Below are 12,378 nucleotides of genomic sequence, written 5' to 3' on the forward strand. Positions count from 1 at the left end.
GAGGAACGTGAATGACTCGTATAGCGATTGATCCTGTAACACGTATAGAAGGACACCTGCGTATCGAGGTGGAGGTGCAGGATGGTATCGTGACAGATGCCTGGAGTTCCGGCACGATGTTTCGTGGTATTGAACTAATCCTGAAAGACCGCGACCCTCGCGATGCTTGGGTTTTCGCTCAGCGCATTTGTGGTGTTTGTACCACTGTGCATGCGCTTACTTCTGTAAGGGCAGTTGAAAACGCCCTGAATATTACCATCCCTGAAAATGCCCGCTTATTACGCCAATTGATTTCCGGGGCGCAACTGGTGCAAGATCATGTGATTCACTTTTATCACTTGCACGCGCTTGATTGGGTTGATGTTACCTTAGCCTTGAAAGCCGATCCCGGCGCAACCTCTACCCTAGCACAGTCTATTTCTGACTATCCAAAATCTAGCAAAGCTTATTTTAAGGGCGTACAGGATAAGCTGAAAGCCTTCGTAGATTCAGGTCAACTGGGTCTTTTTGCCAATGGTTATTGGGGACATCCTGCTTACAAACTGCCACCGGAAGCCAACCTCATGGCAGTAGCACATTATCTTGAAGCGCTCGATTGGCAGCGCGATTATATTCGTATCCACGCTATCTTGGGTGGTAAAAATCCCCACTTGCAGTCGTATCTGGTGGGTGGTATGGCTACCGCGATTAATCCTAATTCTCCCGGCGCTCTCAATGCTGACGGACTTTCTCTGTTAGCTAACTTGTTGAAGAAGGGGCAGGATTTTGTATCGCAGGTATATGTGCCGGATGTGCTGGCAGTAGCTCCATTCTATAAAGAATGGGCAAAACTTGGAACCGGGTTGGGCAATTATATGGCATACGGGGATTATCCAAGTGACAACCAGAATAATCCTGACACCTATTTCTTTCCCCGCGGCTTGATTTTGAACAAAGACCTCAGCAACGTGCAGCCGATAGACCACAATCAGATTGCAGAGCATGTTGCTCATTCTTGGTACTCCTATCAAGGGGGAGACGAGAAACCGCTGCACCCTTGGAGTGGTGAAACCAAACCGAATTATACCGGACCAAAACCACCCTTTGAAATGATCACCACTGATAAATATAGTTGGTTAAAAGCGCCGCGCTATCAGGATAATGCGGTCGAAGTCGGTCCGTTGGCGCGTATGCTGGTGGCTTATGCCAAAGACAAAGCAGGCGCACGCCCGGTAATTGATAGTGTTCTCAAACAACTGGGAGTCGATGCCTCTGCCCTGTTCTCCACTCTTGGAAGAGTAGCGGCTAGAGCAATCGAAGCATCGCTAATGACTCAGCAATTACCGACTTGGCTGAATCAGCTTGAGGAAAATATCGGGCGAGGCAACCTAGATATTCATAACAATACCTACTGGAAGCCAGAATCTTGGCCGAAAGAGGCACAGGGCTACGGTTTCCACGAAGCTCCCCGTGGCGCGCTTGGTCATTGGGTTCAGATCAAAGATGGAGTCATCAAAAACTATCAAGCCGTTGTACCTAGCACTTGGAACGCGGGACCACGGGATGCTAAGGGGCAGCGTGGCGCTTATGAACAAGCCTTGATCGGGACTCCGGTGGTAAACCCAGAACAACCTGTAGAAATACTGCGAACCATTCACTCTTTCGATCCGTGCTTGGCTTGCGCAGTACACGTGGTAGATCCAAAGGGTCGCGAATATTCAAACGTTCGGGTAGTATAAGTTTAGGAGGGGCGTATTAATGAGTAAGTCAAAATTAGACGATATATCGCCAAATCCTGAACGCGGCAGCGGCAAACCCGCTGCTGCTACCTCTGCCTTTTCCGCAGGCAGGCGTGCCAATGTTGGAGTTGCTTCCGATTTAGTTGAGATAGCCGACCGCGAAAGCGTTTATGTATGGGATTTGCCTGTACGTATAACCCATTGGGTTAACGTTATAACCATCGGTATCCTATCAGTTACGGGCTTTTACATTCAAGACCCTTTCATGAATACCAAAGGCATCGCCGCTGACAACTACCTGATGGGTAATGTGCGTTTTGTGCATTTCTTCGTGGCTTTTATCTTTACGGCGAATGTGTTATTCCGCATTTATTGGTCGTTTGCCGGTACCAAATATGCGAAGTGGCATCAGTTCCTGCCCATTACCCACCAGCGGCGGTCTAGCCTCTTGCGGGTGATAGGCTATTATATGTTCTTGCGGAAAGAACCGCCTGCAATGGTGGGACATAACCCATTGGCTGGCTTGATGTACACCCTGATTCATGTGTTTTTTGTGATTCAGATTATCACCGGCTTTGCCCTATATTCTTTACCATTTAGCGGTGGCTTCTGGCCCTTCGCGTTTGGCTGGTTGAATGTGCTGTTGGGGATTCCAGTCGTGCGGTTAGTACACACGATCTCTATGTTCTTGATACTCGGTTTCGTTATACAGCATATTTATAGCGCGGTGTTGCTGGAAATTGAGGAGCGTAGCGGGTTATTGGGCAGTATTGTAACCGGTTATAAATCTCTGACCATCAGTCACATTAAAGAGTCCCGCCCCGAAACTGCGCCCGATGTTCCTTCGGAAAAAGCAGGGCTGAAAACGAAAGGCAAACGGCAGAATGGCAGTTGAGTCACCATTATCCGGAACTGAACTTGCAGTTGTAGTGTTGGGATTAGGCAATTTACTACGGCGCGACGAAGGGTTGGGTATCCGGGCGCTTCAACGCTTAGAAGAGCGTTACCAGCTACCAGATACTCTCCAACTGGTGGATGGTGGTACGTTGGGACTGGATCTAATATGCTATCTGGAGAATGCGCCACGTCTGTTAGTGTTGGACGCGGCGCTTACCGAAGGTCCACCCGGAACACTTACCAGATTGATCGGAGAAGACGTTCCAATCTTTTTTAGTAAGCGCACTTCTATGCATGAGGTTGGTCTGGCTGACATGCTGGCGGTTACTCGCTTGCGTGGTACAGAGCCGGGCGAATTGGTAGTGCTTGGCATGCAGCCAGACATTATTGAACTGGGTTGGGAACTCTCGGATGTGGTGGAAGCACACCTAGATAACTTGGTTGACGCTGCCATTGCCGAATTGGAAAGGTGGGGAGTCGTAATAACCCAGAAATAAACCTAGATTTGGATACAAGATTTTGAGTGGAAGCGGATGCGACTCTACATGGATAAGAACAAGTTAGCCTTCAAAGCCTTGTTCTTTTTCTGTGAGACTCGCATCCACAATCACGTCTTGCCTAGAATAACTTTGTGAAATTAATCTGCAATTCTTAAGCTGTTATTTTGTTTTAGTTTCGTCAATGGCTTTTTGAGATTGCACTGCAAGGTTATCGCCCGATGGTGCAAGCTTAATCACCTTTTGCCATTGTTCAATAGCTTTAGCAGGGTCATCCGCTTTGAGGGCATAGCCATATACGTAAAGTGCTAGTGTATTGTCGGGTTCCTCATCCAGATATTTCTTCAGTTCAGTTTGTGCTTCTTTCGTATTTTGATTATAGAAATAGGAAAACCCCAATCCCAGTTGCGCCTTCAACCGATCGGCTTTTGAAATGGTTGCATTGGGCTGTCCTGCCACCTGAACCGCTTTGCTATAATTGGTAATCGAACCAGCAAACTCACGGCAACCGTACTCGAAATCGGCATATTTCAATTGGGCTGTAAAATCGGTGGGGTTAGCAGTAACTGGATCGAGTACCACTCCACGTTTGGCTGCATCGGCGCAATCACCCACCGGCTGCGGCTTGAAGCTGCCACCCATTAAACGCCATACGCCATAACCGAGCGTAAAGAGTATTATTCCTGCCAGCAGTATTATCCAGAAGTATTTCCAAAAAGATGGTTTGTTGTACTCAACTATTTCAGGAATATCCCGACCGCGGGTTACAGTGCCGGGTTTTGGGGGTTTTTGTCTAGTTGCCATGTGTATTTTTCTCTCATAAAAATAGGGGTATATGTTTTTACCCCACTAAAAATGGTTATACGCCTGCCGGAACCTGTATTAGCGCGGCAATTACTTCGCGACAAAAAGCGGGTAGGTCGTCAGGCTGGCGGCTGGTTATAAGATTGCCATCTCGCACCACTTCTTCATCCACCCACTGCGCACCTGCATGTACCAAATCGGCTTTAATGCTGAAAAAGCTGGTAGCACGTTTGCCTTGTAGTACGTCTGCTGAGCAGAGCATCCATGGACCGTGACAAATTGCCGCTACTACCTTGCCCTGTTCCGTTATAGCCTTTACCAGTTGCACCATTGCGGCGTTGCGTCGCATATAGTCGGGCGAGAAACCACCCGGTACTATCAGCGCATCAAAGTCAGCGGCGGTAACTTCAGCGGCAGCTTTATCGCTTTTAACCGGATAGCCTAACTTACTGGCGTAGGTTTTGCCAGCTTCAGGCGCAACTACTATCACCTCCGCGCCCGCTTCTTTGAAACGGTAGAGGGGATACCACAGTTCCACTTCCTGATAAAGCTGTTCTGCCAATATCGCGATTTTCTTGCCGTGCAGTTCCATTTACTACTCTCCTTTATAAACTACTTCAGATTCAAGATTTGCCTTCCGGTAGGGCAATCAGGGGCTAAAGTACATTGCTCGCACAAGGGTTTGCGGGCGTTACAAACTCGCCGCCCGTGCCAAATGAGCCGATGCGAAACCATTGCCCATTCCTCACGGGGCGAAATGTGCATTAAATCTTGTTCGATTTTCTCTGGGGTAATCTGACTGGATAAGCCGATACGAGCCACTAATCGTATTACATGGGTATCAACCGGAATACCCTCGTTTTTGCCTAGCGCATTGCCTAACACCACATTGGCGGTCTTCCGTGCTACTCCCGGCAAGCGAATGAGTTCTGCCATGGTATCGGGAACCTGACCACTGAAATCCTGTACCAACATTTTGCTCATACCTAGCAAGCTGCGTGCTTTATTGCGATAGAAACCGCAACTTCTGATAATACTTTCAAGTTCTTCGGGTTGCGCTTCTGAGAGGGCTTGCGGATTTGGGTAGTTCGCAAAGAGGGCAGGGGTGGTCATATTTACACGTTCATCGGTACATTGCGCCGAGAGAATAGTAGCTGCAAGCAATTGGAAAGCGTTTTGGTAGTTCAATTCGCAATGTGCGTTGGGGTACAGCGTCACCAAACGAGGGTAGATTATATCAAATTGGCTCTTTATCTGTGAAAAATATTCCTGTTCTACCTCTTCCACCCCTGTAAGCTCTCCTGCATTATGATTCCGACTGTTGGCAATACTACCTCTTCCGCTGAATTATAACACGCTAAGCTAGGTCTAAGCTCGAGTTTATACATTTTAGCGAGGAAAAAGGATCAAAATAGCTTGAGGAGGGCAAGTGCATTGCTGTCTGTAGTAAAATTTGTTCACCAAAACACTTTTACCACAGAAGAAACTCGCTGCATTTGCCCGATTCAATTATAGCAATTTTCCTTTATTTCAACCCTTATGCTCATCTCCTATGAAAATCTAATCCCCTTCTATTCCGTTATGTCCAAAACGGGTTGAGTTCCTAATGAAGCTAATTTCCATTGCAGTGAAACTAAATTCCAAAAATTACACCAGTCTCTTGATTGCTTCCACCGCTGTCGGATTCTCCAATGCAGAAAGGTCACCGGGATTTTGCCCGCTGTACACCCGCCTTATTACTCGGCGCATCACTTTGGCGTTGCGAGTTTTGGGCAGTTCTTTGACGGTATGGACTTTGCCGGGGCGGAAGGCTTTTCCCAATCTCTCCTCAATCAGGTTCGAGATAGTTTTTGGCAAGTTTCTGAGCGTTTCCTCATCTATACCGGGTCGTGGGATGACAAAGACCACCAATTCTTCGCCCTTCTGTGGGTGTGGCACTCCCACCGCTGCCGTTTCTGCCACTGCCGGGTGTTCTGCCACAATCGCTTCTACTTCAGCCGGACCGAGACGCTTACCCGCAATTTTCAGGGTATCATCGGAACGCCCTAGAATGAAGAAATGACCATCGCTGTCATGGAAGCACAAATCGCCATGCACCCATTTGTCGGGAAAACGCTCCCAGTAGGTTTCAAGATAGCGTTGCGGTTCGCCCCAGAAACTGCGGGTTTGCCCTACGAACGCTTCTAGGATTGCCAATTCACCAACCTGATTTCTAACTGGGTTGCCCAAATCATCCAGCACCGCCACTTTTAAGCCGGGAAGCGCAGAATTAAAACCAGCTACCTTTATAGGGCGATAGATTACATTTCCCACAATGCCGCCGGAAATTTCGGTTCCACCAGAATAATTGATGATAGGGCGTTTGCCTTCCCCGAACACGTTGAAAAACCACTCGAATGATTCGGGATCCCATAGTTCGCCGGAGGACATCAGGGTGCGGAGACTGTTGCGGTCAAATTGCACTTCCTCAGCATGCGTAATCATCCCGCGTATGAGCGTGGGCGTACCGCCAAAATGAGTAACCTTATGTTTCTCGATGATATTTCCAAGCCTGCCCCAGTTTGGGAAATCGGGCGCTCCTTCGTAGAGTACCACCGTTGCACCTAGCATCAAGCCCGCGCCAATGACCAGTGGTCCCACCATCCAGCCCATATCGGTAATCCAGAAAAGGCACTCACCCTCGCGTAAATCGAAAAGCTGTGCCACGTCCTGCGTAGATTTCAACGGAAAGCCGGTATGGGTATGAATCATCCCCTTTGGTTTTCCGGTAGTGCCGGAAGTGTAAATTATTAGATAGGGGTCGTTTGAATCCATTGGCTCGATTTGGGCGGGCTTTACCACTTGCGCCATCAAATCATCCCAGAAAAGGTCACGCCCCTCCTTTATCGGAACGTCCAGACCCAACCGTCTCACAATAACGATTTTTTCCAGCCCGGTATATTCACGGGTAACTTCTTCCAATAGCGCGTGCGTCTGAACCTGTCGCCCCCTTCGATAGAAGCCGTCCACCGTCACCAGAATCTTTGCCTCCGAATCGCTCAGGCGCGAAACAATCGCTTCAGTGCCAAAGCCTGAGAACATAGGAACCATAATTGCGCCAATAGCCGGACCCGCCAGAAATGCTACCACCGTTTCGGGCATCATCGGCATCAGGATACCGACCCTATCACCTTTTTGTACGCCCAACGAGTGTAATACCGCTGCAAAATTCATCACTTCGCGTTCTAACTCCGCGTAAGTAAGGCTGCGATTTTCCTCGTTCTCGCCTTCCCATGCTAGCGCTACTCTTTCCCGACTTTCGGGTTTGTGCGCCCAACGTAAAGCATTGTGCGTAAAATTGAATTTGCCTCCCAGAAACCAATCGGGAAAAGGCTTGCCCTTGCTTAAATTTACGAATTGGCGATAGGGTTCAAACCATTCGATGCCGAGTAACTCCAGCGTTTTTTGCCAAAACTGTTCCGGCTGTTCTACCGAAAACTCATATAAAGCATCGTAGGAATCCAACCCTAACGCTAGCATCAGCTTTTCCAGATGCGAACCTTTGGTGTATTCTTCGGTAGGTGTCCAAACCACTGCCCCTTCGGTAAACATTCTTTCCCTCCTGCCAGCAACCCCTATTTACTTTACATAAGTTATTATCAGAAAATAGAAGGCAGGTACAAACAATTGCTTGTACCTGCTCAAATTATTTTGTTTGCCCCATCGCAATATTCGAATAAAAACTACATGCGTTCTGGGGCTTTGATGCCGAGCAAAGCCAGACCGTTACGGAGATTGGTTGCTACTGCTGCCACCAGCCCCAATCTTGCTGCCCGCAATTCGGGACTAGCCGCTTCTAGAACCGGAATTTCATGATAGAATCGGGCAAATTCACGCGCTAACCCGTATGTCCACTCTGCGATAAGGGCGGGTAGAAATTCCAAGCCAGCGCGCTTTACCACTTGGGGGAACCGGGCTAACTGCTTGACCACTGCCTGTTCTTCGGAACTGGCAAGTATTTTATAATCGGCATTCTGCGGTGTTTCACCAGCTTTACGCAAGATAGAGCAACAACGCGCATGAGTGTATTGGATATAGGGTGCGCTATTGCCATCGAATGCCAGCATTTTATCCCAATCGAAGCGAATATCGCGACCGGGGTCTTGATACAGGTCGTTAAAGATTACCGCGCCCACGCTAATAATTTGGCTGGCGTATTCCTGCTCATCTGCGGTCAGGTCGGTTTTTCCTTCGGCTATCTTCTCGGCAATTACGGCGCGAGCGCGTTCCAATGCTTCATCCAGCACCTCGTCAAGGAAGATAGCAGTACCACGCCGCATAGAAAAGCGTTGTCCTTGTGCATCGGTGATTTTCCCGAATGGAATATGTACTGAGCGTTCGGCAATTTCGGTGTAGCCCATCAGCCTGACGGTTTCAAAAACCTGTTGGAAATGTAGCTTTTGCTCCTGTCCTACCACATAGATATTACGGTCGGGCTGGTATTCGCGCCAGCGATAGATACAGGTGGCAATGTCGCGGGTCTGGTAAAGAGTTGCGCCATCCTGTTTACGCAAAAGATAGCTTGGCAGCTTTTCATCGAAACCTACCGAGATTGCCCCGGATGGCTCTACTTTGGCAACGCCTTTATCCTGCGCTTCCTTCACCACTTCATCCAGCATTGGTTCGTAAAAACTTTCGCCATGCTGTAAATCAAAGGTGACTCCCAAGCGAGCGTAAGTTTTGGCAAACTCTAGCAAGGTTATATCAACCATCCACTTCCACAATTCACGCGCCTTTACATCCCCTTCTTCCAGACGGCGAAACCAATCGCGGGCAAGGTCGCGTAGTTTGGGGTCTTCTTCGGAGGCTTTGTGGAATCGGGCATAAATTTCAACCAGTTCCTCTATGGGGTTCTCGTTTATCTTTTCCGACCAGCCCCACAAATCATGTGCTGCCAGCAAACTGCCGAATTGTGTACCCCAATCGCCCAGATGGTTATCGGCAATAACGTTATACCCTAGAAATTTCAGGATCTTGCGAATGGAGTTGCCTATAACGGTTGAGCGCAAATGCCCTACGTGCATTTTGCGGGCAATATTGGGCGAAGAAAAGTCGATAGTAAGTGTTTGTCCTGCGCCGCTATCTCCCTTCCCGTAATCTTCGCCAAGCTTTAGCACTTCAGATAGCACATCTGTTGTAAAGTTGCTTGGGTTTACGCTGATATTTACGAAGGGACCGGCTGCTTCAACCTTACCTATCAATGCATCGGCGGGAATTTGGACTGCCCCTGCGAGTTTTGCCGCGAACTCAGCCGGATTATTTATTCCTGCCGCACGGGCAGCTTGAAAGCATGGGAAAGCTAGGTCGGCAGGTATATTCGGCTTGGGGTCGGTTAGCGTAACTGCATCAGCCTTTACCAGACCGGTTGCCGCCAGTAATTCGGCGCACTGTACCCGCAAGCGTTCAAGGGCATATTCCATCGAGAAACCTTTCTGAAGGACATATCCCGGCATACCGGGACAAGATCAAGAGCTAATAATTAACCCGAATATTATAACACTTTGATGGCTAATTTGAACCTGTCTTATTTATACTTTAAAATATAAAAGCCTCTTTCTTAACCTGAAAGAGGCATAAACGTAGCAATGGCTTTAGAGACGTTCGATAATGGTGGTAGTCGCCATCCCGCCCCCGCAACACATGGTTTGCAAGCCAAAACGCCCGCCGCTGAACTCCAGTTCGTGTAACAGCGTGGTCATCAGGCGCGCGCCACTTGCGCCAAGCGGGTGACCAAGCGCAATCGCCCCACCGTTCACATTGACTTTAGACATATCAGGATTGTGTTCTTTTGCCCATGCCAGCACTACCGGTGCAAAAGCCTCGTTGATTTCCACCCGGTCTATGTCACTCAGTAATAAACCGGCTTTATTCAGGGCGCGGCGTGTTCCTTCAATCGGACCGGTCAGCATCATAGTTGGGTCGCTGCCTACCACGTCCTGTGCTATGATTGCAGCCCGTGGGTGTAAACCTAACTCCAACGCTTTTTGTCGGCTCATCACTAACACTGCTGCCGCCCCATCGCTGATCTGACTACTGTTTCCGGCGGTAATCTTGCCATCGGTTCGGAAAGCGGTTTTCAAATTTGCTAACGTTTCAAAGGTGGTATCAGGACGAATACCTTCATCGGTATCCATAACCTCGCCGTCAATAGTTAAAGGCAAAATTTGGCTTTTGAAACGACCTTCAGCGGTAGCAACTGCTGCCCGGCGATGGCTTTCCACACTGAAGCGGTCTAGTTCTTCCCGGCTCAAATTCCATTTCTGGCACAATAATTCGGCAGAAAGACCTTGTGGTATCATTTCATAAAGCTTCATAAGTTCAGGCGAGAAGGGATACCCAACGCCATCCGGCAAGGGCTTGCCCGTACCAACACTGCTACCCATTGGCACCCGGCTCATAGATTCAACCCCGGCAGCCACTACAATATCGTTATAACCGCTCATTACCATGCTAGCAGCTAGATGAATTGCCTGCTGACTACTGCCGCATTGAAAATCAAGAGTGGTTGCCGGAACGCCAATCGGGAAACCTGCCATTAATGTGGCATTACGCGCTATATTGAAAGCTTGTTCACCAACTTGCGAGACACAGCCCATAAAGACCTGATCTACCATGCTTGCCTGAATTCCGGCGCGTTGCACCACTTCGCGCAAAGCTGCGGCAGCAAGGTTAGTGGTATGGGTATTTTTTAGTTTGCCGTTACGTCTACCTAGGGGGGTTCGAACGGCTGCTACAATTACAGGCTGTCTTTCTTTGTCCATCGGATACGCCTCCTTGCGTGATATCTACAATTGGTAACTTACTTTGACCTGCCCATCTTTTTCCTCGATAGCGTTGATGGTCACGCTGCCAACCTCAGCGGTATTTCGTACCAACGTCCCGCCATCTGCTACCGAACCAACACCATCAAGCGTAAGCTTTCGTAAGGGTTTGTGAGTAGGCAAACCCGGTTGCAAATAAATTGCGTCACTTTGCAATTTTTCGAGTGGGGCAAATTCCCAACTCAACTTGCGTTCTTCTTTAATTAGTTCTGCTATTGCTTGAGTCAACGAGTCAGGACTCAATTCTGCATGGGAAACGACTGAGCCTTCATACAAAACAAAGGGCTTTTTCCCATGATCGCCCTTCAGCGGCTTTAATATTTCCGGCACGAAACCAAGCCTGAAAAGCGCGAAATCTACCAGATGCCCGCCCGTATGCACCCGCATATTCTGGTAGCGGCGTTCCCAATCAAGCTCCCCTAGCACCACTTGTCCCACTTCAAAAGGGACACTTTCAGATTCAAGATAATGCCAGATTTCGCCCTCTTTCATCATTACCTGATAAACTTTAGCCTGTGTTGCGCCACCCCAACTCAATATGCCCTGATCGGTGGGTTGCCCACCTCCCATTGGGTAAAAAACCGTAGTATCCAGCAATACTCGAAATCTTTTAGCCGCTTCAGGCAGAATTTCTAACACTCTGGCGGACATCTGGCGCAAATAGGGTTCGGTTAGATAGACGGGTTCTGTTTGCATAGCTCCATTCTCAACTCAAATTTACAGACTGCTAAATTTTACCATAACCCTTTTGCTATGCCTATGTAAATCGAACATAATAAAAGCTCCTGTGCCTGACAGGAGCTAGAGCAAAAGACTTTTCTAGTGGTCAGCCAGCACCGAAAGTTGCCAGACAAAGGCAAATATGGTGCAGACTATTAGCCAGATGTCGCGCATCGTGATATGCAACGATAGTAAACCGTTGTTGGGCAACCCCGTACCGATACGTCCTAGGTCGTAGGGGAGTAGGAACAATGCCAGTATTATTAGCACTACCGCCGTGACTCCGGCAACTGTTACAATTTTGTACGATTGGTGAAGCTCGCGCTCATACAGGTAGTGCACATAGCGGGCAAACAGCACCGACCCATGTACCATCATGCAAATTACCAGCGTATATAACGCTAGCGAGCGCAGGTGTTCACTTATGGCGAACAACTCGCCGTTTACCAGAAAAATACCAACCACTAGCTGGATAATACTGGCAGCTGTAACGATAATTGCGCCGGTTATCCACTCCATCATTAGAAAAATTATGGGCGAATACCGTTTGAATCTGGGCAGGAAGTAAATATGTGGCATGGTAAAGGAAGCAAAAATTGCCAGAAATGAGAAAAGAAAAGTGCCGATTGTAAGCCCAATATTAAAAGACGAGTCTTTTGTGGGAGCATAATACAGCGACATAAATAGCATGAGTTCGGCGAAAAGTGCCGCAAAGCCGATGCTCACTGTGTACAAAAAGCGAGGGTGTCGCTTGATTAAGCCGGGAAGGATGTCTTTATCCTCAGAGTCTCCCACAGCACGGGATAAATCATCAAGAGTAGATGTTTTAGTTTGCATTCCGGGTTTAGTCAGTCCTGTCTCAGAATAGTAATTAATAGTTTA

11 protein-coding genes are annotated in these 12,378 nt (G+C 48.4%); 3 read left to right on the forward strand and 8 right to left on the reverse strand.

The annotated features are described in order from the left end of the window. Window positions 1-11: 11 nt before the first annotated feature. Genes OZ401_RS12945 through OZ401_RS12955 form a run of 3 tightly spaced genes read left to right on the forward strand, consistent with a single transcriptional unit; the run spans window position 12 to window position 3,112 of the window. Window positions 12-1,718 (forward strand): nickel-dependent hydrogenase large subunit, encoded by a 1,707-nt coding sequence (locus OZ401_RS12945; RefSeq protein WP_341470896.1) that lies wholly within the window; start codon window positions 12-14, stop codon window positions 1,716-1,718. Between the two features lie 19 nt (window positions 1,719-1,737). Further along, window positions 1,738-2,613 carry a Ni/Fe-hydrogenase, b-type cytochrome subunit gene (gene cybH, locus OZ401_RS12950; RefSeq protein WP_341470897.1) on the forward strand — a complete coding sequence of 292 codons (876 nt, stop codon included), beginning with the start codon at window positions 1,738-1,740 and terminating at the stop codon, window positions 2,611-2,613. Then, a complete protein-coding gene (locus OZ401_RS12955) occupies window positions 2,603-3,112 on the forward strand; it encodes a HyaD/HybD family hydrogenase maturation endopeptidase (protein WP_341470898.1) in 510 nt (169 codons plus the stop codon). The genes cybH and OZ401_RS12955 overlap by 11 nt, the downstream gene beginning before the upstream one ends. A gap of 162 nt (window positions 3,113-3,274) precedes the next feature. Here the strand turns inward: OZ401_RS12955 and OZ401_RS12960 are convergent, their stop codons facing one another. The 8 genes from OZ401_RS12960 to OZ401_RS12995 form a co-directional block, all read right to left on the reverse strand. Next, window positions 3,275-3,916: a tetratricopeptide repeat protein gene (locus OZ401_RS12960; protein WP_341470899.1), complete on the reverse strand. Its 642-nt coding sequence runs from the start codon at window positions 3,914-3,916 to the stop codon at window positions 3,275-3,277. A 55-nt stretch (window positions 3,917-3,971) separates the two neighbouring features. Next, on the reverse strand, window positions 3,972-4,508 hold the full coding sequence (locus OZ401_RS12965; protein WP_341470900.1) for a type 1 glutamine amidotransferase domain-containing protein: 537 nt from the start codon (window positions 4,506-4,508) through the stop codon (window positions 3,972-3,974). Between the two features lie 20 nt (window positions 4,509-4,528). Then, the gene (gene nth, locus OZ401_RS12970) at window positions 4,529-5,203 is read right to left on the reverse strand and encodes an endonuclease III (protein ID WP_341470901.1); all 675 of its coding nucleotides are present in this window, start codon (window positions 5,201-5,203) and stop codon (window positions 4,529-4,531) included. A 360-nt stretch (window positions 5,204-5,563) separates the two neighbouring features. Beyond that, window positions 5,564-7,507: an AMP-binding protein gene (locus OZ401_RS12975; protein WP_341470902.1), complete on the reverse strand. Its 1,944-nt coding sequence runs from the start codon at window positions 7,505-7,507 to the stop codon at window positions 5,564-5,566. A gap of 131 nt (window positions 7,508-7,638) precedes the next feature. Then, window positions 7,639-9,375 carry an arginine--tRNA ligase gene (gene argS / locus OZ401_RS12980; protein ID WP_341470903.1) on the reverse strand — a complete coding sequence of 579 codons (1,737 nt, stop codon included), beginning with the start codon at window positions 9,373-9,375 and terminating at the stop codon, window positions 7,639-7,641. A gap of 171 nt (window positions 9,376-9,546) precedes the next feature. Then, complete coding sequence (locus OZ401_RS12985; RefSeq protein WP_341470904.1) at window positions 9,547-10,716, reverse strand: thiolase family protein; 1,170 nt, start codon at window positions 10,714-10,716, stop codon at window positions 9,547-9,549. A 24-nt stretch (window positions 10,717-10,740) separates the two neighbouring features. Continuing rightward, window positions 10,741-11,472, reverse strand: coding sequence for an alanine--tRNA ligase-related protein (locus tag OZ401_RS12990; protein ID WP_341470905.1), 732 nt, complete (start codon window positions 11,470-11,472; stop codon window positions 10,741-10,743). A 123-nt stretch (window positions 11,473-11,595) separates the two neighbouring features. Next, window positions 11,596-12,333, reverse strand: a complete 738-nt coding sequence (locus OZ401_RS12995; RefSeq protein ID WP_341470906.1) for a hypothetical protein — start codon at window positions 12,331-12,333, stop codon at window positions 11,596-11,598. Window positions 12,334-12,378: the final 45 nt, after the last annotated feature.

The sequence above is a fragment of the Candidatus Chlorohelix allophototropha genome (assembly GCF_030389965.1).
Classification (GTDB): domain Bacteria; phylum Chloroflexota; class Chloroflexia; order Chloroheliales; family Chloroheliaceae; genus Chlorohelix; species Chlorohelix allophototropha.

What these genes read in the sequence shown, in the direction of transcription:
- OZ401_RS12945 (WP_341470896.1), top strand. Translation starts at nt 12, where the DNA reads ATGACTCGTATAGCGATTGATCCTGTAACACGTATAGAAGGACACCTG.
- cybH (WP_341470897.1), top strand. Translation starts at nt 1,738, where the DNA reads ATGAGTAAGTCAAAATTAGACGATATATCGCCAAATCCTGAACGCGGC.
- OZ401_RS12955 (WP_341470898.1), top strand. Translation starts at nt 2,603, where the DNA reads ATGGCAGTTGAGTCACCATTATCCGGAACTGAACTTGCAGTTGTAGTG.
- OZ401_RS12960 (WP_341470899.1), bottom strand. Translation starts at nt 3,916, where the DNA reads ATGGCAACTAGACAAAAACCCCCAAAACCCGGCACTGTAACCCGCGGT.
- OZ401_RS12965 (WP_341470900.1), bottom strand. Translation starts at nt 4,508, where the DNA reads ATGGAACTGCACGGCAAGAAAATCGCGATATTGGCAGAACAGCTTTAT.
- OZ401_RS12975 (WP_341470902.1), bottom strand. Translation starts at nt 7,507, where the DNA reads ATGTTTACCGAAGGGGCAGTGGTTTGGACACCTACCGAAGAATACACC.
- argS (WP_341470903.1), bottom strand. Translation starts at nt 9,375, where the DNA reads ATGGAATATGCCCTTGAACGCTTGCGGGTACAGTGCGCCGAATTACTG.
- OZ401_RS12985 (WP_341470904.1), bottom strand. Translation starts at nt 10,716, where the DNA reads ATGGACAAAGAAAGACAGCCTGTAATTGTAGCAGCCGTTCGAACCCCC.
- OZ401_RS12990 (WP_341470905.1), bottom strand. Translation starts at nt 11,472, where the DNA reads ATGCAAACAGAACCCGTCTATCTAACCGAACCCTATTTGCGCCAGATG.
- OZ401_RS12995 (WP_341470906.1), bottom strand. Translation starts at nt 12,333, where the DNA reads ATGCAAACTAAAACATCTACTCTTGATGATTTATCCCGTGCTGTGGGA.